This window comes from Rhizobium sp. 768_B6_N1_8 (assembly GCF_051811225.1).
Taxonomy (GTDB): Bacteria; Pseudomonadota; Alphaproteobacteria; order Rhizobiales; family Rhizobiaceae; genus Rhizobium.
The window spans coordinates 404672-430808 of record NZ_JBPWPV010000002.1 but is presented as its reverse complement, the minus strand read 5'-3'; the positions used below and the strand labels follow the sequence as shown (position 1 = coordinate 430808).

Here is a 26137-nt window from a genome sequence, read left to right as displayed (position 1 = left end):
TTGAGTGCCGGCCAATTTACCAATCCCGCCTCCTGTGGCTGCAGTCCGGACAACGCGGACTACCGAGTACGGAAAGCGCTACACCAGTCACACATATCTAAGGATTTTCAGGCGTGGCGTATGACCGACATCGTTCCCATAACAAGATACCATCGTAAAATAGGATTTCCTTCCTTTGAGATAGCTCCCGCTCTGACGCTCCCGCCGCTCGCCTGCGCTATCGGCGTAAGCCCAAGCCATGACGCAAAATGGCGGGCCGACTTGAATGAAGAAAAATCCGGCACATACGCTTTTAACGTCGTTGCCGTGATCGGCCCGATGCCGGGAATTGTCATCAGCCGCGAAACGTCGACGTCTTCCTTCGAGCGCAAGGCGACTTCGCGCTCAATACATTCAAGAGCTGCTGTCAGCCGATCGATCTCATCGCAGATAATCCGCAGTGCGAGGCGGGCCAGAGCCGTGCTGTTCTTCTGGCGAACAGGAGGCAAGTCCATGAATTGGTTCCATATCGCAATACAGCTCGACAGCGCACACTGGTTCGTCATCTTCATCCACGGGAACGGCATCGTTCCAACTGTGATGGACAGCGCCGAGTTCATCGTCGTGATTCTGGATCAGGCCAAGAGCGCGACGCTGTGACCGCCGGCACATGTCACGCGGTATTCACGCGACAGTCTGCACCCTCACGTTTAGCTTTTCGCGCGAAACGGGTTAGCCAGGCTTCTTGTGGAGTTACTGCGTTATGAAAATCGACATGTCGACCGAATTTGATCAAGTCATCCTCATCTTCGAGGATCCAGGCCGCCGGCTGATAGTTCGAACCGCTCTTGAGGCTGCCAACGCTTTGATCAAGGAGTGGCCATCAGATGATGGCGAGGAATTTCTAACCGCGGTGAAAGCGTGTCTCGACGTTATGACCGGGAAAGCCAGCAGCGACGAGTTGAGAAGTGCGATCCTTCGAGCAGCCAATGAAGCCGGTGTCGGCGCGGTCGCCTCAATTCATTAAAACATCCGCGGCCATTATTACTCACCAAACAATCGCGAGCTCGAGTAACTAATGACGCGTGGTGCGCTTCTCATATTGTGTCTATCCGCGCTCGTCGGTTGCGGCCCCCCGCTTGTTGACAAGGTTCCCGACAAGGGCGCTCTCAGGCAAGGGCAACAGGTAATCGTCACGGACGATTCATGCCCGCCCTCGGAGATGAAGCTCGTCACGGGCGGGGGCTTTGGTCAACCCAATGAAGTGGAATGCGTACCAAAGTTTCGTTGAGCAATGCACTGCTCCCGCCGTCCGCTCGATGATGGGCGACGGGGACTGGCCGCCGTGACCGGCTGGCCGTATACACACCGACAAAACCAACGTCGGATTTCCATGCTGACCTTTATTGTCACCCACGTATACTTCCCACCAGTGCCCGCACTGCTAGCGCTAGTGAGCCTTCTATTCTTGCTATTCGAGCGGCCGAAGCACTGGATGATTGCACTGGTAGGGTTCCCAATCCTGGCCTTCATAAACGCGAACATTTTCCAGATATATTTCGCTCGCACGCTTTCTTCGATATTGCTGGCTGTCTCAGTGACGGCGCTGCCATGTCTAACTCTTGCGTTATTCCTTCAGCGGCAATGGGACGCCTACGTTCCGTCGCGAGAGATACTTTCCAATGCGAAAGCGGCGCGTCTTATTGCATCTACGATGATCGTGGCGGCGGTCTTCACAATTGGTATTGCCTACGCTCCCGAGTATTGTTTCACCGCCAAATGCAAGCTCGGCGATTTCTTGTTGGGACCCCGCCGCTTCAATATCTTTTGGTTTGCTTGCCTGGTTGGCGCATCGTTCGCTTCTATGGCGTTCCTTGCGCTAAAACTCATCGCCGTGCGAGCGTTGCGTGAATGAGGACCCCCTCTTTTGATGGTGGGGCGGTGGGCCCGTCGTAGGCTGATGCCCGCAACCAACTTGACAGATTGACAATCCTAAGCTGAGTTTCCAGCGGAAATCCTGGAGATCACCTTGCAAAAACGACTCTATTTACTGCTGGTCTTAGGTCTTTGGTGTTACCCCGCAAACGCCTCAGGACCAGGTAATGGCGATCACTCGCACCGTGTTGTTGAATTTGAGCAATGGGTGGGGAAACTGGCAAGCGAGCCAGGCGGCAATCGCGCCCTTCTGACCAGCAAGCTCCAGAAATACGGCTTCACTTGTACGCCCTCCGAGGCTGTCCAATTCCGATGCGTCAGGTTCGGCTGTAAGGAAGGTGCAGGTGTGCTCTGGCGAGGGGCATTGCACCAGTGGTCTGTCGACAAATTCCTGGGAAAGCTTCGGGGAACGGCAGCCAAGCTCGAAGACGCGGGACATACGGTGCCACCGTTAGTGAAGGCAATCATCGACGTAGTCGGGGCAGATGCACCGAAGGTGTGAGTTCGGCCCACCGCTTTCTCGCGGGCTTAGCAGGCTGCGCTACCGTGGACCGCGGCGACCGTGGTCTCATTCAATCGATCAAGCAAACAACGGCTGATGAATAGCTGTAAACTTCGACGCACCTCTTCAATACAATCTAAAGCAGTGATATGATCTTCGTGCTCGAGGGGTCGATCATATGAAGATCTTCAAATACATTTTCGGCGTGCCCGCCATGGCTCTCGGAGGCGCCTATTTCCTGATGGCGTTATGGACACAGTTGATCCGCGCCGAGCTCGTTCCAAACTCAAGCTTCGCGTGGTTTCCGACTGTGGCCATCGCATGGGGCGCGATCTGCATCATCGTGGGGTCTTTACTCCTTCGCAGTTCGAAGAAACGATCCTCTCAATAAGGTGGCGGATATGTTCAGCCGATCACGCAAGGTGCTCTACGTCGTGGGTGCCGCGCATCTGTCGATCGCGGCTTCTGCAGCTGATTCCTTTTCCGCCTACACCAAAAGCCTCGTCGATCTGATGAACATCTATGACAAGCTCGACGAGGCCGCCGCCAAGAAGATCGCCGCCAACGAACGATATCTGCTCGCCAAGGCGATGCTTCGACTTTCGTCCTCGTTCTACCAGTTGAAGAACGATAAGAGCGATTTCTACGACACCGTCGAAAACAGCCTGAAAGGCGATGGCCGCGTTCCTCCGAAGCTATACGATGATATCCAAGCTCTCAAGGATACGACTGCGTGTCTTTCCAAGAACCTGAACGACGTCGGAGCTCGTCTCGGAGTGGCTGCCGAAACCCAGGGGCAGGATCTCGAGACGGCGCTTCAGAACGACATCCATCTGAAGGCTTCGATGATCTCCGAGATCGTTCGTGAACTAGAGATTGGCTCCACCGGACCGGATGTCCTGTCAACTGTCCTTGCCGACGCCAAGATCGCACGGGATACTGCCGAGCAGCTCTACAGAAAGTCAGCGGACTTCGCCAAGTTACTCGATCCGGACGCCGTCCTCGGCGCTGAAGACGCGAAGTGCGGTCCTCAGCAATGAGGCGTTGAGGACCGGATAGCCGCAACGTTCTCGATGTGCCCTAAGGTTTTCGAGGTACCGTGGGAGTAGATAACCTTGGTGACATTGAGCGTGGCCTTGGCCGTTCCTGTGGAAACCGGTCCGGTGGGTTTGTCGTAAGGCTCGCCCTGGATGAACTGATTGTCTTCCCAGAAGAAGATATTTTCGCTTTCGACGGTCTTGCCCGGTGGGATCTTGGTATCGAGTTTGCTTTCGCCCTCGATGATCGTGTCGCCAAACGCACCGGTTATAGTGACCGTATGAGCTATTGCCACGACTGTTTTATCGGAACTGTTTTTGAACGTCGGCACCAGCTCGATGCGATCGTGGCAGATGTCGCGCTTATAGTTTTTGTTTTGAGCCCGTAGCACCGCCGAGATCAGCTCAACTGTGGCCTTCGCTGGCAGCTCGCAGTCGAAAACCCTCGGATCTCTCCAAGGGTTGACGGATCGGTGAGCAATGCTTCAATGAGGTTGTTCCGAACAGCCTGCGGCCAACCGATGTTCACGGGAGTTTATCCACGCTAGGCTCACAGTATTGTGCCGCGTTAAACATGACGTCTTGACAAGTTGATTACTCGTGATACGAGTTAATGCGGACTATACACGTGAAATACAGTTTCAATTTAAGCTATCAACAGGACGATCCGAGCATATTCATGCCCGGCGGCCGCTGCGTGCTGCTCATTGCCAAGGGGGACGGTAATCATGCGCGTGCTAAACTTAATATTTGGAGCCTGCGTACTCGTCGCATCGCTGTTAGGAGCCACGGCGCCCGCGCACGCCTGGGGTAAATTCGGTCACCTGACGGTATGCGATCTCGCCTATCGCAACTTCACAGACGCCACACGCAAGGAACTCCGTAGTCTGTTCGAAATCGACAAGGGCGGCATCGACGTTCAGGGACGCGGGAATATGCCCGACCGCCACTACACGAGTTTCAATCTTGGCTGCCTCGAAGAGGACGAGATTCCTCGCCAACATCCGGACGATCACTTCATCAATGTCGAGAGGTCAACGAAATCGATCGTCGATGGCAATTGCCCGGCGAACGGAGAATGCATTCTCTCCGGCATTAGGCGAGACCTGGATATCCTCAAAGACACGTCGAAACCCAACGAGGAGCGAGTATTCGCGCTGATGGCGGTTGGCCACTGGCTCGGTGACATTCATCAGCCGTTGCATGTTTCTTTCGAAGACGACCGCGGAGGCAATTCGATCGTTGTCGAGTTGCAGGGGAAGTGCGGCGGCACGTCGCCGAAACCGGATAACCTCCATGCCGTGTGGGACAACTGCCTATTGGAGGCAGGCCTCTTTGAGCATGTGCGACAGCGGGCTGACTTCAAGAAAACCTGGGGAAAGCGCACGATCACTTATCGCGCAGTGGACAGCCTTCAGGCCAACACAACGCTGACAGACGAGAAGAGCATTGTCGGCGGAGACCCGTGGCAATGGGCCAACGAGTCCTTTCAGATCACACTGCGCCCTGACGTCCTCTACTGCATAGAGGTTGGCGAAAACTGCCAATACTCTCAGGATCGTCTGACTTACAAGCGCGGCGATCCCAAGCGCTCGGTCGATATCGGCAAGGATTATCGCGATGCCTTCGCCGATGTCGCGCAGGAACGTGTGAGGCTGGCGGGGTTTCGCCTGGCGCATTTGATAAATCAGGCGCTTGATCCGGCATACACCGACCCTATTCAGAACTCGACCCAGCAGCCTTAAGATGCGGCTCCATCGTTTGCGACGCGATGTCCAGGTGGACTATTGCATCGTGTTCGGTACCGCTCCCGGGGATGCCAGCTCGCTCGCGCAGATCGCGCACCGTGGTTATCGCACGAAGCAACAAGCGCTCGATTTCGCCCGCGGTCAGGCGGTCGACTTCATTCGCCGCCTTCACGAGTTCTGCGACGAAACCCGGGACGCTGCTCGTCTCCGCAGTTATCGTCATCACCCCTCGAATTCAGCGCCGGGCAGCCAACCGCGCGTATAGCCTTTGCTGATGCATGCCCGGGCGATTGCAAGCTGTTCGCACAGTCGTTCGCGATCCTTGAGAGAGCATCAATGGTTGCGCGCGGATCCCCTCCGTGCCAGGCCATAGCAGCGTCGACGGGGTTGGATTCCGGTGTCGTATGACGTTCAGCAAGCATGTCGAATCCTCGTCAGTTCAGGAAGAGCATGCTCGGAGACAATGTTGCGGTAGCGAAGCGGCCTATGCGACAGCGCGAGCACCGAAAAGCTAGACACCAGAACGAGTCGTAGAAAGGATTCGTGGAACGCTCAGCAGGTCACAAGATGCGGCGTGTCAGGGTTGAATTCCCCTTCCTGCCGGAGCAAAGATGAGGACGGGGGAAAATCGATGAAAACGCTGATAATGCTTGCAGTCGGAGTGGTGGCGTTCGATGCCGTCGCCGCAGACTATCCCACCAATGGCTGCTCTATAACCAGCAGGAGGATTCCTCGCTGACGTATAGCTGCAAGCTTCAGGCGGGCCAGCAGCGCCTCCGGTGCGACTTCCTCCAGACGGCCGTCCGCAAGAAAGCGAAGGCTGCCGATCTGGAAAAGAAGCTCGACGAGGCTCGCAAGAACTATCCGGGTGCTGTGAAGGAATTCTCCGATCCCAAGGAATGCAACATGATGGGCGCGTGGCTCGGCATGGCCACCGGTCAGATTTCCATTGATGACGCTCTCGCCCGCAATCCTGGAATCGCGACGGATGCCGCGAAGTTCAATGAAGGCATGGTCCGTCTGCGAGAAGACGCGAAGGCGAACCCCAGTATGCTCGACACGCTCCGCGCTCTCGCAAGCATGTGCGATCATCCGACCGAGGAGAACTTCCTGAAGATCACCAGGGCCGACCACGCGAAGGATATCCGGACCTGCCAGGTCAGCTCGAACCCGTTCACGCAGGAGTTCGTCTGGGTCTCCGACTTCGCAAACGGTGGAGCTTGGGTCGTATCATCGCAGCCCGAAGGTCCATGCGGTGTCGTCCAACTCTCTCGTATCGAGAAGGACCAGTCCGACAGCTCGGGCTTGTTCTGGCGTTACATCGCTCGGAAAGCGGCGACCAATCCATCCGGTACCGTGTTGCCTGGAATGAGCTGCTCGGCAATCGACCAGGGGGAATATGTCTACGACTGGAAGAAGACGCGGTCGGATCACATGCAGTGCGAATTCGTCGAGTTCAGCCCGATCTAATTTGGCCTGTCAATGCACTGAGCTCGAAGATGGCGCGTTGACGCGCGTGGCGACCAGCCCGACGTAAGTGCCGATCAGAACGGTCGCCATCTCCTCTACCGAGCGACAGCCCTCGTTGTAGAGTTCGATGGCGGCATCACACAAAAACGAGGACGCTTGATTGTCCCACTCCACCTCGTGGTACCGATACCATTCACGGACCGCCTTCGACATTAGCAGGTGGTCTTCCTGTGTGCACTTGGACATGCGTTAGAGAAGTCGCCATTTTTCTGCCGGGGTCGGATCGCCCCAGGATCGCCAGGACAGTGGAAGACATTATGGGAATCCTGATAGCGAACCAGTGGCGAAAGAAGCCCAACGACACAGGCTGGCAGCACGCACTAGCAACCTGCCTTCGGGCCATGCAGGGCGATCACGATGCCTCGAAAGCAAGGAGCGCCTTCGTGAACGTCGCTAGAGGCGCTGGCTTCAAGGTCCTGCCAGACGATGGGCGGCAGCCGCGACGACGCGCAACGACCGCGAAGAGTCGGCAGTCAATCGAATGGGTGCAAACCGCACGTCCGCTGGTCGGTCGTGGTTCAGGCACCTAGGTCGGAATCTGTATTGAAACCGGATGTTCAGCGTTGTCTTGACGCAGCCCAAGAAGGCTTTCAATCTCTCGCGAACGACGATCAGGCAAACCAGTAGTCCCCCACGTCCGCGACGACAGTATTCTGGAAGCCGCTTTGGCTGCCGGGGGTCAGGTTCGTCGCATAAGTGGCGAACTCCACCGTAGAACCGTCGCCGGAAATGGCTGCGCCGAAGCTGTCGCCATTGGCTCCGGACGTGAGATTCTCGATCTTGCCGGTGTGGGTGTCGTACACAAAGACGTCGAACGTGCTCCCGTTCAGATCGGCTTCGCCGGGCACGAGGTTGGTCGCGTTGCTGGAGAAGGTCACGTAGCGACCATCGTCGGAAATGGACGCCCCGAAGGAGGTTCCGTTGGCACCGTGTGTGATGTTGTCCATGGTGCCGGTCTTCTGATTGAAGATGAAGATGTCGGTATTGTTATTCGAATCGGTCTCGCCCGCCACCAGGTTGGTCGCATCGCTAGAGAAGGCGACCTTGTTGCCATGTTCCGAGAGCACTGGAGCACTACTGGGCCCGTTTCCTCCGTGGGTGATGTTGTCCATCTTTCCGGTTGTGCGATCGAATACGAAGATATCGCCTTGACCATTATCATCAGACTCGCCAGGGACGAGATTGGTAGCAAAGCTATGGAACGCCACGGTCTTGCCGTCACCGGACAGGGCCGGGCTGAAGCTGCCGCCGTCTGCGCCGTTCGTGATGTTCACGAAGCTGCCGCCGTGGCCCCGGTCGTAGATCAGCACGTCCCGCATCGCGCCATTGGTGTCCAGCGCGAGGTTGGTCGCCGCGCTGTCAAGAGCCGCAATCCGTCCATCGTCTGAGAAGGAGGTGATGGAGCTGGTGCCATCCGCTCCTTGTGTAATGTTGGTCAGGCTTCCGGTTTTTCGATCGAGGACGAAGGTGTCTGTCGTCGTGATGTCCAGATCAGCCTCGGTATAGGCGACAAAGCGTCCGTTGCCGGAGACAGGCCCCGCTATGACGAAATGGTCGGCGGCGCTGGCAATTTCATGCGGCTGCCCATGAGACCAAAGGAAGACCTTGCTTGAGGTAAAATCGGGGCTGAACTCGTTGAAGGACAGTACCTTGCCATTGTCGGAAATCCCGCCCGGCAACACGTCGCCCGGCGGGACGGGAGACCCCTTGACCAGCGTGAAGGTCACGCCTGCCGGGACGCCGTAGGTATCGGTGCCGATCTGCAGCGCCTCGATGCCGGTGAGCAGATCGATCCCGTCCGGTCCCGAAACCTGAAGACGGCCGTCGCTCAACCATTGAAAGCTGTAGTCTGTGACGGAACCGGAGAATACCGCCGTGTCGTAGCCCCCTCCGCCGTTGATGCTGTCGTCGCCCCCCAGCGCATTGATGAGGTCGTCGCCTTTCTTCGCGACGATGTCATCGGAATAGACGCTGCCGACCAAGTGGTCTGGGCCGTTGGTTCCTTTGATTTTCCCATGCCTCATGATGCTTCTCCCGGTTTGCTGTGGCAAAGACTGGGCGGCAACGCAATTCTGGGGTGCTACTGCTCAAAAGGCGCTGTCGCTACCTAGCAGGCAACTGAAACACAAGCTTGCTCGCATAAGTTTATCAGTCCTTGCGGTTTAAGGCAAAGCCTTCACCCGAAGTAGCCTAACGAGAAGGGGGGTAGCTCGCAGGACCCAGACCAGATCACTCGGAATTCAGAGCAACCTTGGCGGGTTTGGCGCCCGATTGCCTGAATTGGGAAATTCCGGGTATCTACCCTTCGCTCAGGCCGGAGGTCAGCTCCTGTTCCACCTGATCAGCAGACTCTACGAGCGCACCTCGATCATCGTCACCACAAACCTGGCCTTCGGTGAATGGCCAACGGTGTTCGGCGATGCCAAGATGACGACGGCACTTCTCGACCGCCTGACGCACCATTGTGAGATTGTCGAGACCGGAAACGAATCCTGGCGCTTCAAGAACCGCTCTCAAAGCTAAAGCCAAAGAGCCCTCCATCACCCGCACTTGGCCTTCCCTCTGCAACCCCGGCCAGCGCCTGGCAGACCAAGTGCTGATCTACAGCACAGGGGGTCAAAATTGGATAAGCAAAAGGGGTCAATGTTCGGTGCTGATTGACACTGGGAAAGCTTCGGGGAACGGCAATCAGCTACGGATGGATGAAAGGTTGCTACTCACATGAACGCGTGGAGCAAGAACAGGAGCTTTTCCTTTTTAAATGATACGAGCGGCCGTCTATAGTGAGTGAAACTTGCCAAGGCAGGAAACTCCACCGCCGGATGATGATGGGGCGATGGGAGCCGAAAGCGGGCGAGACCTTTGACTAGAAGGGATGTCCGTTCAGTCCGCCAGGCTCAAGTCATGCGCGTACACACCGAGACGCGTTCCCCAACCTCGTACGACGATGCGGCTGCCCGGTGACAGGCTAATTCTGATGCTCTCCGGGACGTGGCACACTCCATCGGCAAAAAAAGGCATGTCTGCCAATATGACTGGCGAATGGCAGTACTTTACACCGATATCGGTTGCTCGCAGTACGGTAAACGGGAGCGCAACTTCATGGCCTGCGATCAGCGGGAGCAGTAACGGCCAAATGAAGAGAATATTGCCTCCCAGAAAGTAACCAAAAAACGGGCTGCATGAGACTACGAAAATACGTTTCACTTCGCTCGCTTTAGCTTTTTTGCCACCTTTCCAAACGACCCAGACAAGAAGAGGGGCGGACACGAGGCCCAAGATCATGCGCAGGTGATGCGTCGCCGCGGCCCACTCGGTGGACGGTATGAAATTTAACCCGATCACCAAGACAAACGACGAAACAAGGCCAAGCAAAAGCCAGACAGCTACTAAGATCCAAAAGAGCCTTGCGAGCAGCGATTTTTCTGACTCCGTTGAACCGCCCATGAATGCCTCGCAGAATCGACCGGCCGATTATTTCGAGGAATTCATAGCCCGTCGCCGCTTTACGAAGCAAATGATGATGGGGCTGTGGACTGACGGGCACGATTCGGCCGCTTTCTTCCCTCTGAACAGTCCCAAACACTTGCGATGGAGACACATGGTGCGAAATACCCGAGCGACAAGAAAGCTCCTTGCAATTCTCTCGCTTGCATCGTGCCTCATTCAGCTGCCAGCGCCAGCCGTTGCCAGGGATCAACTTTCTGCCACGCAGGAACAACGTCTCTTGAAGCTGTACACGGAAGGAAAGTGCGATCAGGCCTGGCGGGAACTATGGAAAGATGCCCGCCAGGGAAATGACGCTGCGCTGGAAAGATTGGCGAGTCAATTTTTTGGAGGTCTTTATCCTCCATCGTACTTCCCGGCAACCAAAGACGGGCTTGGGTGGTATGCTGCGCACAACTCCATTGCCTTGATGCTCTATGCCCGCAAATCATTTTCTGAAGAGCTGCGCAAAAACGGGATGGTGGCAGACCCGCTGATAGATCTCATGGGCGGATACTACGAGCCTGGCGCTGCGGAGAAAGTCAGGTCTGTCAACAAATGCTTCATGGGCAAGAGCGCCCTCGACACGTGCTATAATCTTGCGGTCAAATACAAGCTGATACCGACGTTCGAGCAGTATGTGGTCCTCATCGATAATGCCCCGAGGCCTGCCTTTTGCCCACCATCCGCGTCTATCGGACATCAGCTCCCGACAGACGAGGAGTTGGGTTTGGGTAAAGCCGCCGAATGATGATGGGGCGATGGGGTCTGAGGGTTTATAAAGCATGCCTGCAACGAGATACAAAAATGCAAAAGGACTTTGGAAGCACGTCCTCCGCATAAGTGACGTGTTACTTGTTTTGTTGATTGTTTCCGCGGGCTTCTACTTATATAAAAACGTAATAATAGAAAAGAACTCATATCTATACGAAATTTACTCAAAGAGAGAATACGAAAATTTCGGTCTTTTAGACAGGAATGACGAGCTTTTTATTGCGGTTTCTAAATATATTGACTGTCAAAATTCAAAGAAAAACACAGCTAAGAGGGTTGATATTATGCACGATAGAATATTAATCATTGAAGCTGCAGTTTATCTTGAGGTTGAAATTGTTGAGCGGACTCACAATGGCTGTGTGAATCAAGTAATGGTTAGAAAAGTTCCGTAATCAGTTAAAATTCTAAGAGTCCGTCCCGAAATTGCTCATTAGTGGCGTGCGGTACGTCTGACAAGGATCATGACGGCTGCTGCGTAGAGGAAGGCGATGGCGGATTGGATGGTAGTCTCTGCGTCTTTCCACAGCCGTCGATTGCGGCTAATCCAAGCGAAGAAGCGTTCGACGACCCATCGTTGTGGTTGGACCGCGAAGCGATTGGAAGCAAGGAAGGTTTTACCGTGAGCAATTTTCGCTTCGTTGCGCTCGCTTTGATCGCGGGTTTTATTTCCCTAAACATAATTGGGTTTTGTTATGAGAAAATTTCCTTCTTTACTAACGGACGACTTATCGAGATAGGAATTGATAGAGTTTTGTCTGACGAAAGGAATACAATTCCCTCTGACATTACGACAGCAGAACAATTTCTGGATACGTTTAAAGATTGTTGCTCTGCGAGCTCCGGACAAAATCCAATCGAATCGGTATTGCCCTTGATACTTGGAATAAGAGAAACGAGAGTCGACATCGGCTATACGTTCAGTAGAGACGGAAAAACATACATATCTGATACGACATTCTTCGTGAATTGTTGCGGAATCGTCGGCGAGAGATGGCACGATACACAGAAAATGTAGAATATTGAGATCTGGAGATGACAGCGATAGGCGTCCAATCTACCGTCGAATTATCGATGTCACTCAGCTACTGATTTCCCTTAAAACCGATAAGATCCTTGGGCGGCAATCAAACCGAACTGAACCGCTCCCGATGCCGCGCCACATACGCCGGATGCGGCCACAGCCTCGCGTCCTTCGGCAAATGGATCCGATCCATCTGCTTCGCGAACAGCGTCCGCAACTCCGACGGCACCTTGTTGTGTGAGACAAGGATTCGATAGTCGTCAGTCAGCGAAATCAGATGCCTGTCGAACAGCCAGTGCACCGTGGCCGAGAGCGCGATCCCGTTCTGAATGACATCCGGCCCGCCCTCGGCCACCGACCATATGTGCGCAGCCTGGGCCTCGGACTTGCCGCCGCCATTGACGATCCGGAGACCCGTGATCGCACATCGGCTGTCATAGGCATCGCAGACCTTCCGTCGAAAGCTTGCTTCCCGGATCTTGTGATTCATCAGGATCTGCTCGATGCGGCGCTCCTGCTCGATAAGCGGGAGATCGAGCAACTCCCGGGCGGGGCCGTCCACGTGCCCAGGATCGAGTTCGAGGCGTATCGCATTGTCGGCCGCCAAGGTTTCGGAAAGGCCCGCTCGCACGATCGCAGCGAATTCGGCGTCGAGAATTGTACGGATCGATTTGCCTTGCAGGTAGGCGCCGACGCGCGTCCGATCCGGTATCAAACGCAGCGATGCCTCCCAGTAACGGCCGTCACGAACGAACGGCACGGGCTCGTCGAATTCCTCATACAGAGCCATGACCGCGTAAGCGTGACTGGGATCTTCAGGATCATCTTGGATGGCGACGACCTTCGCTGTCGCGACGTAAGCCCGGCGACCACCGTTGCGTTGCGGTTCTCGATAGATGATCCAATCGCCGACCAAGGATTCAGCGATGTGACGGTATGGTTTGGGAAAGTGATATCGGAACGCGAGATCGTCTTTGTAACCCGAGTCCCGTTTGGTGTCGAAAATCCCCTTCAATGTCCGCCCCTGCTGTCGCACCGCATATACGATCTCGCGCCAATCCTAGTTGGGAACGGGTTTCCCCTCGAAGCGCACTCGAAAACTCCGTCTGTGGAAGTCCTGTTCGAAGCAGACGAAGACCAGTTCGAGATCGTTCGCATTATCGCGTTTCCCTAGCAGGCTGAGCGTGACAACGATTACACCGCTGTATCCCCGGGTCAGGCGAAACGCCACGTTGCGCATTTCGGTTGCTTCCGAATCCTTCCGGTCATCGCGGCGCTCGTACACCACCCAAAAGCGGGCGGCATCCCAGGTCTGCCTCAGGATCTCGCTGACCTCTGCCTTGAATTCTTCGGCAAGCATTGCCGGACCCCAGGACAGAGCCTTCTCGCCGGCATCGCCGACGACATTGAGGTAGCCGTCGTACTGGTACGCGCCCGATAGCGCCGTTTCGATCATTTCGAATGCCGAGTTTTCGCTGATTGCAGTCTTGAAGAGAATTGCCATCGAATCGCTGCGTGTCATCGCCGACCTGTCGGCTTGGCGCGAGACTACATGGCGTCGCCGGGGCCTACAACGGAGACTTGATTATCGTTGAAGGCCGACGGCCGCTTTGGGGCCGATGCTATCCCGTTGGTGCTCACTGATAGACGCCGATGTCCACAATCCCACATGGGCAACTAGGAGGCCTATGGCGAGGCACCCTAGTCGACCGGGCACTCCGAGCGTAAGCAGCGATATGCCGTTCACCTCGTATTCGACCTTCCTGCGGGTGCGGTAGCGGACGGTGTAGTTAATGACCACCGCGAAAAAAGACCGGTGAGGAAAAAGGGGACTACCCGCGTATCGCGGTTGAAGTCCATAAGCCAAGCGAACATGCCTAAGTACCAGAGGACGGCCGCGAATGCCGAAACCAATGGCGTCATCGTGAAAAGAGACTGTGCAACAGCCTTCCTCTCGAATATCAGCAGGCCCTGTTGATAGTCCCTTGCGATCCGATCGAGATGTTTTGTCGATACCGCAAAAAAGCATTTCAGCGATGCGGCTCCTGAACAGGGAATCAGACTGGCCGCAAGACGTGGTCAGTCTTGGGAAGCGGGCCAGTCGTTCGAAGGTTCGTCGAACACGTCGCTGGGATCGTCAGTGGGATCCGGGTCGCGGTCATACGCGGCTCTCAGGGAGTCGAGTTCCTTCTGAATAGCGTTGTAGACGTCGACCTGTTTCGCGCCATTGACTACGAACGTGTCGACGAAATCTTCGAGTTTAAGGCGCAGATCGTGGCTCCAATCCGTGGTCAACGCCTCTCCTCCTGCTGAAGACGAACACCCCTGCAGAGAAGGCTCCAGGTTGGGCAATGGACGGAAGCCCGCACGCTTCGAGAGGCGCCGTCGTCGGGTTCGGGGTCGGGAAGCGGTTCCTCGCCGGGTACCCGGTCGGGATCGCGGGGTGGCGTGTCGACCGGCGGCGGCGATGGTGGCGGCACAATGGGTTCGTTTGGCATAGACATGGGGGCTCCTCCTCGCTTCGAAAACGTGGGAAATCATCCCAAGTTCCGTTGACGCGCGACCCCTTCGACACCATCTGCTGCGGGATGCCCAAGACGAAGACGAAAAGCAAGGAAAGCGACGATCCCGAGTTGATCAGGGAGTGGCCGCTTCCCGTGGGGGCGACCCTCGGATCTGGTGTCAGGGTGAAAGGAATCCTGCAGGAAATCCGCTCCCGGCTACCGTCCCCGGTCCGGAAGTCGCTGGATATGCAGGCAAGCGGGCTCATCCTGATCATGCCGGAGGCATCGAAGACGGCGTTCCGGGCCACGTCTGCGGCCGTCTCTCAGGCGCTGAAGGACATGGTAGAGTTACCGGTCATTCCCCGGGAGATCGAGGACATCTTGACGATCACTGCGTCTGAACGAAAGCGTTGGCTAGGAGATGGTCGCCTTCCAAGTGCTGGGACGAGAACCGTTCGGCTACAGGGGCGAGCGAGGCGGATTACTTTTCACGTATTCGACCCACGTGTTGTCGAGGATCTGCTCGACCGTGGCGCCGTGGACGAATGGCGGGAACAGGATGCCGCGGCGAAGGCCGAAAACCGAAGGCGCGCGGCCTATCAGGCGAAGCTGACCCGCTCGCTTAAGAAGCAGAAGAAGACCAAGAAAGCCGAGAACAGTGCTGACGAAGCGGCGACTGGGCTAAGCGGATGGGATGAATTCGGGAGCGAAGGCCTGTTGCGGTAGGTCGTCGACGCTAATTCCTACTTTGGACTACTGGCCGAGGCGACGTGTAGCGGCGTGCTGTTTCCTCACGCGGTCCTCTACGCCTTCCCAACAGTCGCCAAAGGCGTTCCGGTACTTAAAATCGGGTCTTCGGAAACGGCCTTGCGGGCAACCTCGGCATTCTTTTCATCGTACACGCTTTGGTGCCGCCCTTCTGCAGAATGGCGCTTCGCTTCCATTGCTCAGCGTACTGCGCACCCAACTCTGGTTCGTTTTCCGAAATCAAATTCGTCTTCCAGAAGCCCACCTCATGGATTTTTGAGAAGGAGGTCAGGGCGCCAGTTGACAGTCCCAGACGATATGTATTTTCTAACCCGCTAATATGGCGATCAGCGCGCGAACCGGATTTCGATCTGGGCTGGGGCGTATGGCAGACTGACCGCGCCACAGGTTACATTCCTATAAAAGCAGTTGTTGTGAACTCGGACCGAGCAGGCAGATGAGCAACGCTTCAAATTCCGAACACATCACGTCGACTGGGCATAAGCTCAGCGGTGGAGGACACCTTGACGTTCATTACATGGCGCTGAAGGACGAATATGATGCCACCCTTCGTGCCGTCGGCATCCGACCTGGCTGGTCAGTGCTTGACGCGGGTGCGGGCAATGGAGTCTTCCTGCCTTTAATGGCAGAGTTGCTTGGCGTAGAGGGGCATATTGAGGCTTGTGATTTAGCACGCGAAAATCTCGAGGCGATCGAAGGCTTGGTTGCAAGCCAGCGGTTTGCCTGTCCGATAAGCGCGCGAATCGGTAACATCCTCGCGCTGCCCTACGAGACTGGCACCTTCGATGCGGTCTGGAGCGCGAACGTCGTCCAGTATCTGAATGACGAAGAGCTAACACAAGCGATCGCTGAGTTCTGCCGTGTCGTAAAGCCCGGCGGACTCGTTGCAGTGAAGGAGGTCGATATCTCGGTTTGGCAGTATCAGCCGCAGGATCCCAAACTGATTTGGCGTCTACTTGACGCGCTGTCTGATGATGTACAGATGTCCGGCGCGATGAGGGGAACACGCGTATCGGCGTGGTTTCGAGCAGCGGGCCTCGAGAATGTCTCTGCAGTTACGACTCTCGCGGAGCGCCGTCAGCCGCTCAGGCCCGCGGAGCGGCAATACATTCGCAACAATCTCGAATTCTTATCCGGGCTCGCCCGAACATGCGACTTGTCTGAAGCGGATCATCGCCAATGGAAAGCGATCGGCGAAGAGCCGGAACGCCTGATTTCAGACCCCGATCTCTGCTACCGCGAAATGTGGGTACTCAGCCTGGGTACCGTGTCAAAGTGCTAAGCCCCCTCCTCCGCCCAGGAATTGGCTCGCAATGTATCGCGATGACCTCGGATTCCCGCGCCGACAGTGACGCGACCTACAGTTTGAGCCCGACTGAACTGGCGCGGTATCAAAGAATTCGAGCGGGAGCTGCGGGCGTCAAACTCAGTGGAAATTTCTAGCTCGCACTTTCAGGGTATCGATGTGCAGATCTCTGACAAAAATGTCGCGCGGCTGCGGCACAGGCTTTGGCCAGTCTCGTGAATCCGGACTTCCGGGAGAGCCATGCGCGAATTCGTCGCCCCTGCCCGTTGGTAGCTTGAAGTCGATATCGCGGTCGGCCAGGCCGGAAAGATCTCCGCTCAGGTCGAATAGCTGCTGTGCGACAAGGTGGACGACATCCCCTTCCCGCTGGATCTTGCCATTGATCGTCATCATCGACGATCCGAGCACCACGCGGCGGCGCTTCTCGGACAATGATGGCCAGACCACAAGGTTGGCAGAACCTGTCTCGTCCTCGATGGTGATGAACATCACGCCTTTCGCCGATCCAGGCATCTGCCGGACGAGAACAAGTCCCGCGGTCATCAGCCAGCGGCCGTCGCGAGCGTTCATCGCTTCCGAACACGTGACGATGTTCTTCTTCTGCAGATCCTTCCGCAGGAACGCGAGCGGATGCTCGCGCAGCGTCAACCCCGTGTGGCTGTAGTCGGCGATGACATTGTGACCAGCAGTCATCTGCCGAAGTGCGACGTCCGGCTCCTGCTGCTCCGCGATCGTTTTCATCTCGCGCTCCGCAGCGGCAGCGAACAGCGGTAGTGGCTCGTCGCGCAAGGCCTTGATCGCCCAGATGGCATCACGTCTTTCGAGCTTCAGAGACGGCAGGTAGGCATCGGCGTCGGCAAGCTGCTTCAGAGCCTCCGACGGAACGCCCGAACGCCGCCACATGTCGTCGATGCTCTCGAGATCCTTGTTCATCCGGGCGGCGACAATGCGGGCGGCATCGGCCATCGCCAGTCCCTTGACCATCCGCATTCCGAGACGGACAGCATGGCGGTCGCCATTGCTGACGCGCTCGAGCGTGCAATCCCAGCGAGATCGGTTCACGCACACTGGGAGAACCTGCACACCATGGTTCTTGGCGCATCCGACGATTTGCGCGGGAGCGTAGAAACCCATGGGCTGGGAATTCAGAAGCGCGGCGCAGAACGCGTCGGGATAGTGGCACTTCACGAAGCTGGAGGCGTAGGCGATGAGGGCGAACGATGCCGCATGGCTTTCCGGGAAACCATAGGATCCGAACCCTTCGAGTTGTCCGAAGGTCTTCTCGGCGAATTCCGGCGTGTAGCCATTCTTGATCATGCCAGAAACCAGCTTGTCCTTGAACCGCGAGACGCCGCCGCTGAATTTGAAGGTGGCCATGCTCTTCCGGAGCTGGTCGGCCTCACCGCCCGTGAACCCGGCGCAGACCATGGCGACACGCATCGCGGACTCTTGAAACAGTGGCACGCCGAGAGTCTTCCCAAGGACGGCCTCCAGTTCCGGCGTCGGGTATTCGATCTTTTCCTTACCTTCACGTCGCCGGAGGTACGGATGAACCATGTCGCCCTGGATCGGGCCGGGTCTGACGATCGCGACCTGGACCACGAGGTCATAAAAGGTCTGCGGTCGAAGCCTCGGTAGCATCGACATCTGCGCGCGGGATTCGATCTGAAAGGTGCCCAGCGTATCCGCTTTCCGGATCATCGCATACGTGGCGGCATCTTCCTGCTCGATCTTCGCGAGGTCGAGATCGACGTCCTTGTGTTCGCGGATGAGGTCGAAAGCCTTTGACATGCAGGTGAGCATGCCCAATGCCAACACGTCGACCTTCATGAATTTCAACGCCTCGACGTCGTCATTGTCCCACTCGATAATCTGGCGATCCTTCATGGTTGCAGGTTCGATCGGCACGAGATCGTCCAGCCTATCATGCGTCAACACGAAGCCGCCGGGGTGCTGACCAAGATGCCGCGGCGCGCCCATGAGCTGCTGCGCCAGCCGCAGGGTCAGTGCAAGACGGCGATCCTCGGGGTTCAGTCCAAGCTCGCGGATGTTGCGGTCCGGCACTTCTTCCGACCACGACCACATGCCCGACGAAAGCGCCTTGATGACGTCCTCCGGAAGGCCGAGCGCCTTGCCGACATCGCGGATTGCGCCCTTCGCCCGGTATCGTGTGACCGTCGCGCAGAGAGCGGCCTTCTCGCGGGTGTAGGTCTTGTAGATCCATTGGATGACCTCCTCGCGCCGCTCGTGTTCGAAGTCCACGTCGATATCCGGCGGCTCGTCACGTTCCTGAGAAACGAAGCGCTCGAAGAGTAGATCATTCGTCGACGGGTCGATGCTCGTGATACCGAGGATGTAGCAGACGGCCGAGTTCGCGGCTGATCCTCGGCCCTGACAGAGGATGCCTTGGCTGCGGGCGTATTTCACGATGCTGAAGACTGTGAGGAAATACGGCGCGTACTGCATCTTCTGGATCAGGTCGAGCTCGTGCCGGACAGTCTTCAAGACATCGGGCGGCAGGCCTTCAGGATATCGGTTCGGCACGCATTCCCAGAGATAGTGTTCCAGGGATTCCTGCGCGCTTTTGCCGGGCACGATGGCTTCTTCTGGATACTGGTAGGTCAGCTCCTCAAGGGAGAACTTGCAACGGTCGACAATTTCCATCGTCCGCCGGAGAGCGTCCGGGTTTCGCGGAAACAGGCGATCCATCTCTTCTGGCGGCTTGAGATACCGATCGGCATGTCGCTCGCGCTCGAAGCCAACCTCGTCGATCGTCGTATTGTTGCGGATGCAGGTGACGACGTCCTGAAGCTGTCGCCTGCCCGGCTCATGGAAGAGCACGTCGTTGGTGACCACGGTCTTCACCTTGAACCTCGCCGCCATGTTGGACAGCTCATGTAGTCGCAGTTGGTCGTTCGGCCGTCGCCGCAGACAGAGCGACAGATATGCCCTGTCGCCGAAGATCTCCGCCATCTTCCGGAGTTGGACTGCGCAAGCGTCGTCTGGCATATCCGGCACAAGGATGCCGATCATCCCGTCCGAGTATGCGATGACGTCCTCAAGGTGCAGAATGCAATTGTTCTTGCCACCGCGGGACTTCCCGAGCGTGATAAGGCGTGTCAGCCGGGAATAGGCGGCGCGATCCGTCGGGTAGACGAGGATCGACATCCCGTCCTGCAGGTCGAGCCGACAGCCGACGACCAACCGGACGCCAGTCGATCGCGACGCTTCGAGGGCACGGACGATTCCGGCCAATGAATTCCGATCGACGACGCCGACGGCTTCAATGCCCAATAGCTTTGCAGTCTCGAACAGCTCCTGTGCTGAACTCGCGCCTCGGAGGAAAGAGAAATGTGTCGTGACCTGAAGCTCCGCGTATCTCATGCGAAAACTCCATGTACGAACCACTTGTGGCTGCCTGTCTCCGTATCCACGCCATCGCCGGATCGATAGATCCAGAGCCGTTCGCCCGCATCGTCTTCGACCACGAAATAGTCGCGCACCGCCGCCATCTCGGAATTGCGCTCCCACCACTCTCCGAAGATGCGCTCCGGCCCGTCGGCGGCCTTCACCTTCCGTCGCTTGCCACGCCACATGACCCAGACGGGCGGGTGGTCTGGCATCAGCGCCATGACATCGACCTGTTCAGGTCGCGCCAGCAGACGGACGGGTCGCTTCCAATGGGTGACCCACGTTGCCTCTGCCGGATCAGATGCGGCACCAACTCTCTTCACAGACCGCTCGGGAACGTCGGAGGCGACAGGGGCCACCCGATAGACTCGCGCTCCGCGGTTTCCGAAGATGTCGATCAGGGGCGTCACATCGGCGACCTCCTCCTGAACCAGGGATGAGGCCTTCTGCGTTTCCTCAAGCGGTTCCGCCATAACGGCGACCAGCGTCATCTTCTCGATGCCCCATCCTGGCTCAATCTTCTCGGTTCGGTCCCTGAAGAGCTTGGTCAGCCAACTGACATCACGGGCAGGTCTTGCGGTCCCTGCCCTTATGGCCTGCCGGGTTCCATCCACCTTTTCGACGATGAGGTCGGTGCGTCGGACACCGAGGCCCCTCTTCTGCAGCTCGGCGACGAGCTGGGCGACCAACCGTCCGACGTACTTGTTGATGGTCTCCGCGGCACCGATGGGTTCGGCGAACGCCTGGCTGACTTCGACGATATCGGCAGTTCGAATGGGATCGATAGGCTCGGGCGTGCGGCCGAACAACTGGTCGAGGCGTCGGCCGACCTCAGGCCCGAAACGAAGCGTCAACGGCGCCCGCGGAGTGTTTGCGAGTTCGCCAATCGTCTTGAAGCCGAGAGTGCGGAGATCGCCAACGATCTTGTCCGGCAGGCGCAGAAGGGAAAGCGGAAGCTTCTCCACGGCTCGAACGGTCTCGCCCCTGGGAACGATGACGACCTCGCGAGAGATTGCACGGGCGCAGGCGTTGGCCGCTCCCCATGTGTCGGCGATTGCAACCCTCGCCGTCAGTCCCTTGGCTCGGAACTGGTTGGCGATCCGCGCCAGCATCGGTTCCTCGCCGCCTTGCAGATGGTCGGCGCCTTCGGTGTCCATCACGATCCCATCGAGGCCGTCGACGGCAACGATCGGCGAATACTGTGTGAGCGCCCAGTAGGTGATCCGTTCGAGCGCTGCCGCATCGGCTACAGGGTCCGCGTCGACCATCGTCAGGCCTCGAAACAGAGCTTGCGCCTTGGCCGCCTGCATTCCGACGTGAACGCCAGCGTTCTTTGCCGCGGCATCGGCGGCCGACACCCAGCGCTTGGATCCCGACTTGGCGATCACGGCAATCGCCTGCTCAGGCGGAATAGCTGGATCGGTTCGACGAATGCGATCCGTCGGCAGGTCGGGCAGATAGATGGATACGACCCTTGTCATCGCAGGCTCCTACAAGAAACTCGGCACACTCGCCCGCACGCGATCTCATCAGTTCAAGAAACCATCTCGGCCGTCCCACCCCCGGCACTGGAAGCTCTTCCGATGGCCTGACACTCACCCTCCATCGTGTGGTCGACGCCGTCGGCTGGCCGAAGTCGTTTGCCTCGGTCTGCCGCCGCCACCGTCTGACCGCCAGCGCCATCGTTCCTGTCTTCTCCGCCGCAAGCTGTAGACGGCGCGATGCCGTCATCGGAAGCCGGCCGATCTCGCCCACGACGGCTCCGAGGCCACCAAAGGCGAGTGCCTCTTCCATGTTCGCCAGCACGTCTTCTTCCTTGTGGGACTCCACGAAGATCACCCGGTCTGCCTTCAAGCCGACCTGCGCCAGCGCTGGGAAGAACAGATCCGGCCTCGTCAGGCACCAGACGATCGGCCTTGTAGTGCGGGTCGCGATCCCCGCCACGAAGAGCGCTGCCGCGGCTCCATCAACTGTTCCCGCCCCGCCTCCAGCGAACTCGTGGAGAGCACCGTGGGCCAATCCGCCTCCCGGAAGAACGGCATCAATCTCGGGCACGCCGAACTCCAGGCACCCAACCTGCTTCACCGCATGGCTCTCGATGGAGCTGATGCGTTCCCGAAGATCGGCTATGACGTGCGCGCGGACAGCGGACATCGATCACGAATCCTGTTCAGATCGCGTTGAGACTGACGACATCATGTCGTTTGAATGTGGATGTTCTTGTAATGTTCCTTCACAGAAGCTACGTCAAGATGCTCAAAAATAGGAATATCGTCTTACCGTTTTAGCAATCCGAGAGATTCCTTCGACAAATCAGCGCTGTAGTGAAAACCGGTAAGTCACCGGGTTTATTAAAAAATTTTTTCGGGGCTCGAAGTATTGCCATCCACGCCACGTCGGTCTAACGACGCGGCCGTTTCCATGGAGACCCGATGCCTTCGAAATCGAATAAGCCACTCGATCTGTCATGCACCTTGCGACAGATGCGGGATCCGGAGATCGAAGTCGAGTGCCGTTCCTGCGGACGGTCGGGAACCTTTATCCGCGCCGACATTCTGAAGAAGCATGGAGCCAGCATCACATTCGCGAAGCTTCGGCGAATAGCCGCGATGGGATGCGATCGCCTAACCGGGCCGGACGGCGACCAGTGCCAGACGCGGTTTCCTTGCCTCGATGAGACGAAGTTGCCGACAGCCAAGAACCACATCCTGGCATGAGCTTGCCCTGTTCGATGACGCTATGTAGAGCACGTCGCAACTGAAGACACGGATCGATTCAACTTGATGACAAAATATCTCTGGACCCTTGATCGGCACCAGCAGCCGGCACGTAGCGGCCTATCGACGGAGCGCGAGTTGATCGAGGTGCTGACGGCCGAAGCCCTGCCCTGCGTTATGCCCGTCGACTGGCTATTCGCCACGATGCAGATGGACTTCGACGAAGGCGGGCTGGCCGCTCATCAATCCGTGTTCGACCCTGCGGCACCATGGACTCTGGAGTTGCAACGGGTCGGCTGAACGCGCAACTCATTCCGCGTTGGGGTAAGCGTTCGGAATCTCAAATCAGGGGGAAGGTCCGGAACGTTCATAGGCCTAATTAGAATTATAGGCATAAAACGCGCAGTGAGCATTTCGCAGTCGCCGCCATAATTAATTTGCAAAAATGCGCATGCTTCCGACGGAAAACGAAAGATAAATAGGCTAAATAACGCTCATTTTTCGTGAATGTGCAAAGAAATACTAAACGTAAGAGCGCTTTATCGTTTAAAAGTCATAATATTAAATATACGGGCCTATTGCAAACGAATTAGAGAATGCTAATGTTAGCGCAGATATAGTACTAACTATGTTTGGGGGGCCGCAAGTGTGCCCTGGTGACCGCATTGTCATCCGGTTGATCGGACCGTTCGCGATTGAGCGTGCCGGTGGGATGAATGTGGCCCTGTATGGGAAACGCGCAAAGGCGCTGCTGGCGTTGCTCGCGCTCGCTCCCAACGGTACCCGCAGTCGAAAGTGGTTGCAAAGCAAACTGTGGAGTACTCGGGGCGAGGAGCAAGGAGCGGCAAGTCTGCGCCAAGAGTTGTTCGAACTCCGAAAATCCCTGCGCAATGCAGGCCTTGAAGTGCTCACGGCCGACCGAGAGCTTGTCCAGCTCGATCTGAAGTCCATCGACCTCGACTACTCGAATGATCGGTCGCGGAGTGCCTCAACGGACGATCTTCTGGAAGGCCTCGATATTCGAGACCCCGAATTTGAAGAATGGCTTCGCGAGCAGCGAAGCAAGTGGCGTCGCCTTCTCGCCGAACAGTCGTCAGCTCCCACTCGTTCCACCGCCGGAGAGCCAAACAATCACCTCGCCGCCTCGCGCCCTTGCATCGGTCTCGTATTCGACACTCAGCCTAACGACGTTGCTGGCGCCGTGGTCGGTAACCTGGTGCTCGATCTCGTTGCTCGCTCCGTTTTGAATTTCGAAGTCGTCGACCTTGTCGACTTCAGGGTGCCGAGTACGACTTTGCGCGCACCATCGGAAAAGGCTCTGCCAGAATGGCTTCTTCAAGCGAAGACGTCGGTGCTTGGCAGCAACGTATGCGTATCTATTTCTTTGCTTGCGCCTGGCGACAACCAACTGCTGTGGACACATACGGAGTTCCTCGACCTTGCGGATGTGGGAGCGTCGGAGAATTTGCGACTAATGGCGTTTACCAATAACGCTGTATTCGCCGTTCTCGATCTCGTTCTCAATCCACGTTTCATTCGCACAGACTGCCGACATCGAGCATCGCGGCTAGCCTTCACAGCGATCAGGCAGGTCCTCGGCATGCCTGATGCCGATGTCGATGCTGCCGAACGCATGCTTGCCGAAGCCTATGCACTGGATCCCAAAAGCACATATCTTGGATGGTTGCTATTTGTCTTCTGCACGCGGCTCGGTGAAAGCTGGGTCCGCCGGTCGCCTGAATTTCATGACCAGGTTCGTGAACATGCACGTCGTGCTATTGAGACAGATTCCTTCAACCCTATTACCTTGGCATTGACCGCGCATACCTATTCGTTCTTTTTCCACGAGTATCCATATGCATTGGAACTCCTGGATCGCGCAGTGACCATCAATCCAGCGCAGTCGATCTGCTGGGACCTGCGCGCTCTGACGCTCGGCTATCTCGGCGATGTGGAACTCGGATACAAAGATGCGATGCGTGCACGCGCCCTGTGCGGGCCGCCACCTTATCGATATCTCATCGACACGACTTGTTGCATTCTGTCGACGTTAAATGGGCGGTTCGAGGAAGGCATAGAACACGGCAAGCGCGTCCTCGCACAACAGCCCAACTATATGCCTGCTTTGAGATATACGGCTGCCTGTTACGGACACCTGGGGCAATGGGCGGAGGCGGCTCGAACAGTCGACTTCCTTCGCAAACGAGAACCTAACTTCTCTGCCGAAAAGATTTCGGACCAGGACTACCCGATAGCGGGCGTGCTCGGGGTTTCAATCATTCAAAGCGGGCTCTCTCAAATAGCTCTTCCCGGATATGCGGCACCGGCCGCAGCCTGATGCCTTGATCCTACCGAGGCTGGAACCGGCGCTCGCCGGCATGAAAGACAGTAAAAGAGCGGGGGTAAATGCGATGACAATAGAAGCGCTGAATGACGAACTGTACAAAGCCAGGTATCTCACAAAAGGATCTGCCATCCGTCACTATCCCGTGATGTTTGGCCAACAGAACGCGGAAGATACAGAAGAAATACTAAAATTACTTCGGAATAAAGGATTTGACCTACAGGCAGAAGCTTACCTTCGGAAAGGCTGTCTCTTTTCGATGATCGATGACCAAATAGTCATAACGATTTCCGATGATGCCGAGGGGGGAGCCCTCCAGCTAGCTTCCGGCTTCAGGTCAGGTCCGAGTGCCGGCAGAGGAAGAGGTAGAGGGAGAGGCAGGGGCCCCGGCCCAGGTCCCGGCGGGGGAAACGAAGCGGAAGGTTTGCCGCCATGGCATGAGAGGCGGAGCCTGTTCAGAATAGGCCTGAGAAGTGAAGACGGCGACCTGGGCGCGGTGTGGGAAAACCTATTGATCCCACCACCGCCCGGACCGTCAGAGACACTACGGGAGGCATCGGTTCTGCTCAGACTTCAGGCAAGGCGGGAGAATGATCCCGTTCGCCGTGAAGAAATCATCCGGCAGGCCTCATTCGGAATCGGCGACTATACGGCGCCGCTGGGAATAGACAGCGCCGGCGGCTTTGAGGCTACTCGCGGTCTCATTACATCGATCCTCGATATCACGATGGAAATCGGCCTGATCTACAAGGACAGGTTCAATCGGGCGCGACCGAATATTATAGAGCCCAGGCTGCGGCCGTTTATCCCAGTTCCTTCACACGCATCCTACCCGTCTAACCACTCCTTTCAGTCACTTGCGGTGGCAAATGTCCTTCAACGGATGATGCCCGAGCATCCTGGTGTCACCGCCCTGTACACCCGCGCGCGCCGGGTCGCTGAAAACAGGGAATGGGCGGGGTTACACTATGCCAGCGACACGGATGCTGGCGAAGAGCTCGCGGAACGGATCACACCCTATCTGGTGGAAGCCATGGACGAAACCATGCGCCGCGCGATGCGGGAATGGTGA

The 26137-nt window shown here is 57.0% G+C and carries 29 protein-coding genes and 2 pseudogenes; 17 read left to right on the top strand and 14 right to left on the bottom strand.

What is annotated here, in order from left to right; all coding sequences use genetic code 11:
• Nucleotides 1-107 precede the first annotated feature (107 nt).
• On the bottom strand, nt 108-494 hold the full coding sequence (locus AB8B33_RS26275) for a transposase (protein WP_439017615.1): 387 nt from the start codon (nt 492-494) through the stop codon (nt 108-110).
• Between AB8B33_RS26275 and AB8B33_RS26270 the strand changes: the two genes are divergently transcribed.
• From AB8B33_RS26270 to AB8B33_RS26255, 4 genes are all read left to right on the top strand, one after another.
• On the top strand, nt 493-639 hold the full coding sequence (locus AB8B33_RS26270; protein ID WP_439017614.1) for a hypothetical protein: 147 nt from the start codon (nt 493-495) through the stop codon (nt 637-639). The two genes, AB8B33_RS26275 and AB8B33_RS26270, sit on opposite strands and share 2 nt — an antisense overlap.
• A 103-nt stretch (nt 640-742) precedes the next feature.
• Nucleotides 743-1006: a DUF982 domain-containing protein gene (locus AB8B33_RS26265; protein WP_439017613.1), complete on the top strand. Its 264-nt coding sequence runs from the start codon at nt 743-745 to the stop codon at nt 1004-1006.
• Nucleotides 1007-1057: 51 nt separating this feature from the next.
• On the top strand, nt 1058-1270 hold the full coding sequence (locus AB8B33_RS26260) for a DUF6719 family protein (RefSeq protein ID WP_439017612.1): 213 nt from the start codon (nt 1058-1060) through the stop codon (nt 1268-1270).
• 204 nt (nt 1271-1474) lie between these two features.
• Complete coding sequence (locus tag AB8B33_RS26255; RefSeq protein ID WP_439017611.1) at nt 1475-1894, top strand: hypothetical protein; 420 nt, start codon at nt 1475-1477, stop codon at nt 1892-1894.
• A gap of 174 nt (nt 1895-2068) precedes the next feature.
• Here the strand turns inward: AB8B33_RS26255 and AB8B33_RS26250 are convergent, their stop codons facing one another.
• Nucleotides 2069-2353: a hypothetical protein gene (locus AB8B33_RS26250; protein ID WP_439017610.1), complete on the bottom strand. Its 285-nt coding sequence runs from the start codon at nt 2351-2353 to the stop codon at nt 2069-2071.
• A gap of 241 nt (nt 2354-2594) precedes the next feature.
• Between AB8B33_RS26250 and AB8B33_RS26245 the strand changes: the two genes are divergently transcribed.
• A complete protein-coding gene (locus AB8B33_RS26245) occupies nt 2595-2807 on the top strand; it encodes a hypothetical protein (protein WP_439017609.1) in 213 nt (70 codons plus the stop codon).
• A 10-nt stretch (nt 2808-2817) separates the two neighbouring features.
• On the top strand, nt 2818-3456 hold the full coding sequence (locus AB8B33_RS26240; protein WP_439017608.1) for a hypothetical protein: 639 nt from the start codon (nt 2818-2820) through the stop codon (nt 3454-3456).
• Here AB8B33_RS26240 and AB8B33_RS26235 read toward each other — a convergent pair.
• Nucleotides 3447-3845, bottom strand: coding sequence for a hypothetical protein (locus AB8B33_RS26235; protein ID WP_439017607.1), 399 nt, complete (start codon nt 3843-3845; stop codon nt 3447-3449). The two genes, AB8B33_RS26240 and AB8B33_RS26235, sit on opposite strands and share 10 nt — an antisense overlap.
• A gap of 336 nt (nt 3846-4181) precedes the next feature.
• Between AB8B33_RS26235 and AB8B33_RS26230 the strand changes: the two genes are divergently transcribed.
• Together AB8B33_RS26230 and AB8B33_RS26225 are read left to right on the top strand one after the other, a co-directional pair.
• Complete coding sequence (locus AB8B33_RS26230; RefSeq protein WP_439017606.1) at nt 4182-5198, top strand: S1/P1 nuclease; 1017 nt, start codon at nt 4182-4184, stop codon at nt 5196-5198.
• Nucleotides 5199-6107: 909 nt separating this feature from the next.
• On the top strand, nt 6108-6671 hold the full coding sequence (locus AB8B33_RS26225) for a hypothetical protein (protein ID WP_439017605.1): 564 nt from the start codon (nt 6108-6110) through the stop codon (nt 6669-6671).
• A 9-nt stretch (nt 6672-6680) separates the two neighbouring features.
• Here AB8B33_RS26225 and AB8B33_RS26220 read toward each other — a convergent pair whose 3' ends face one another.
• Nucleotides 6681-6917, bottom strand: coding sequence for a hypothetical protein (locus tag AB8B33_RS26220; protein ID WP_439017604.1), 237 nt, complete (start codon nt 6915-6917; stop codon nt 6681-6683).
• Between AB8B33_RS26220 and AB8B33_RS26215 the strand changes: the two genes are divergently transcribed.
• Nucleotides 6902-7261 carry a DUF982 domain-containing protein gene (locus AB8B33_RS26215; protein ID WP_439017603.1) on the top strand — a complete coding sequence of 120 codons (360 nt, stop codon included), beginning with the start codon at nt 6902-6904 and terminating at the stop codon, nt 7259-7261. The genes AB8B33_RS26220 and AB8B33_RS26215 overlap by 16 nt on opposite strands.
• Before the next feature lie 81 nt (nt 7262-7342).
• On the opposite strand, the gene AB8B33_RS26210 is transcribed toward AB8B33_RS26215, so the two are convergent.
• Nucleotides 7343-8755: a TolB family protein gene (locus tag AB8B33_RS26210; protein WP_439017602.1), complete on the bottom strand. Its 1413-nt coding sequence runs from the start codon at nt 8753-8755 to the stop codon at nt 7343-7345.
• 256 nt (nt 8756-9011) lie between these two features.
• Between AB8B33_RS26210 and AB8B33_RS26205 the strand changes: the two are divergent.
• A pseudogene (locus AB8B33_RS26205) lies at nt 9012-9254 on the top strand (ATP-binding protein); the annotation flags it as partial.
• A gap of 360 nt (nt 9255-9614) precedes the next feature.
• Here AB8B33_RS26205 and AB8B33_RS26200 read toward each other — a convergent pair.
• On the bottom strand, nt 9615-10178 hold the full coding sequence (locus tag AB8B33_RS26200) for a hypothetical protein (protein WP_439017601.1): 564 nt from the start codon (nt 10176-10178) through the stop codon (nt 9615-9617).
• Between AB8B33_RS26200 and AB8B33_RS26195 the strand changes: the two genes are divergently transcribed.
• Entirely contained in the window at nt 10177-10968 is a 792-nt protein-coding gene (locus tag AB8B33_RS26195) for a hypothetical protein (protein WP_439017600.1), read from the top strand. The genes AB8B33_RS26200 and AB8B33_RS26195 overlap by 2 nt on opposite strands.
• A gap of 34 nt (nt 10969-11002) precedes the next feature.
• Complete coding sequence (locus AB8B33_RS26190; protein WP_439017599.1) at nt 11003-11386, top strand: hypothetical protein; 384 nt, start codon at nt 11003-11005, stop codon at nt 11384-11386.
• A gap of 38 nt (nt 11387-11424) precedes the next feature.
• Here the strand turns inward: AB8B33_RS26190 and AB8B33_RS26185 are convergent.
• From AB8B33_RS26185 to AB8B33_RS26165, 5 genes and pseudogenes are all read right to left on the bottom strand, one after another.
• Nucleotides 11425-11586, bottom strand: a pseudogene (locus AB8B33_RS26185) (IS5/IS1182 family transposase); the annotation flags it as partial.
• A 532-nt stretch (nt 11587-12118) separates the two neighbouring features.
• A complete protein-coding gene (locus AB8B33_RS26180) occupies nt 12119-13030 on the bottom strand; it encodes an HNH endonuclease (protein ID WP_439017598.1) in 912 nt (303 codons plus the stop codon).
• Nucleotides 13031-13075: 45 nt separating this feature from the next.
• A complete protein-coding gene (locus tag AB8B33_RS26175; protein WP_439018855.1) occupies nt 13076-13519 on the bottom strand; it encodes a hypothetical protein in 444 nt (147 codons plus the stop codon).
• A 575-nt stretch (nt 13520-14094) separates the two neighbouring features.
• The gene (locus tag AB8B33_RS26170) at nt 14095-14310 is read right to left on the bottom strand and encodes a hypothetical protein (RefSeq protein ID WP_439017597.1); all 216 of its coding nucleotides are present in this window, start codon (nt 14308-14310) and stop codon (nt 14095-14097) included.
• Nucleotides 14307-14519, bottom strand: a complete 213-nt coding sequence (locus AB8B33_RS26165; RefSeq protein WP_439017596.1) for a hypothetical protein — start codon at nt 14517-14519, stop codon at nt 14307-14309. Before AB8B33_RS26165 ends, AB8B33_RS26170 begins: the two co-directional genes overlap by 4 nt.
• A gap of 84 nt (nt 14520-14603) precedes the next feature.
• On the opposite strand from AB8B33_RS26165, the gene AB8B33_RS26160 reads away from it, so the two are divergent.
• On the top strand, nt 14604-15245 hold the full coding sequence (locus AB8B33_RS26160) for a hypothetical protein (RefSeq protein WP_439018854.1): 642 nt from the start codon (nt 14604-14606) through the stop codon (nt 15243-15245).
• A gap of 478 nt (nt 15246-15723) precedes the next feature.
• Nucleotides 15724-16569: a class I SAM-dependent methyltransferase gene (locus AB8B33_RS26155; protein ID WP_439017595.1), complete on the top strand. Its 846-nt coding sequence runs from the start codon at nt 15724-15726 to the stop codon at nt 16567-16569.
• Nucleotides 16570-16713: 144 nt separating this feature from the next.
• Here AB8B33_RS26155 and AB8B33_RS26150 read toward each other — a convergent pair whose 3' ends face one another.
• Genes AB8B33_RS26150 through AB8B33_RS26140 form a run of 3 tightly spaced genes read right to left on the bottom strand, consistent with a single transcriptional unit; the run spans nt 16714 to nt 22158 of the window.
• A complete protein-coding gene (locus tag AB8B33_RS26150) occupies nt 16714-19977 on the bottom strand; it encodes an error-prone DNA polymerase (RefSeq protein WP_439017594.1) in 3264 nt (1087 codons plus the stop codon).
• Nucleotides 19974-21485 (bottom strand): Y-family DNA polymerase, encoded by a 1512-nt coding sequence (locus AB8B33_RS26145; RefSeq protein ID WP_439017593.1) that lies wholly within the window; start codon nt 21483-21485, stop codon nt 19974-19976. The genes AB8B33_RS26150 and AB8B33_RS26145 overlap by 4 nt, the downstream gene beginning before the upstream one ends.
• On the bottom strand, nt 21406-22158 hold the full coding sequence (locus AB8B33_RS26140; RefSeq protein ID WP_439017592.1) for an ImuA family protein: 753 nt from the start codon (nt 22156-22158) through the stop codon (nt 21406-21408). The genes AB8B33_RS26145 and AB8B33_RS26140 overlap by 80 nt, the downstream gene beginning before the upstream one ends.
• Before the next feature lie 629 nt (nt 22159-22787).
• Here AB8B33_RS26140 and AB8B33_RS26135 point away from each other — a divergent pair.
• The 3 genes from AB8B33_RS26135 to AB8B33_RS26125 all read left to right on the top strand — a co-directional run bounded on the left by AB8B33_RS26135 (nt 22788) and on the right by AB8B33_RS26125 (nt 26137).
• On the top strand, nt 22788-23021 hold the full coding sequence (locus tag AB8B33_RS26135) for a hypothetical protein (RefSeq protein WP_439017591.1): 234 nt from the start codon (nt 22788-22790) through the stop codon (nt 23019-23021).
• Between the two features lie 346 nt (nt 23022-23367).
• Nucleotides 23368-25059 (top strand): hypothetical protein, encoded by a 1692-nt coding sequence (locus AB8B33_RS26130; RefSeq protein WP_439017590.1) that lies wholly within the window; start codon nt 23368-23370, stop codon nt 25057-25059.
• A gap of 40 nt (nt 25060-25099) precedes the next feature.
• On the top strand, nt 25100-26137 hold the full coding sequence (locus AB8B33_RS26125; RefSeq protein WP_439017589.1) for a hypothetical protein: 1038 nt from the start codon (nt 25100-25102) through the stop codon (nt 26135-26137).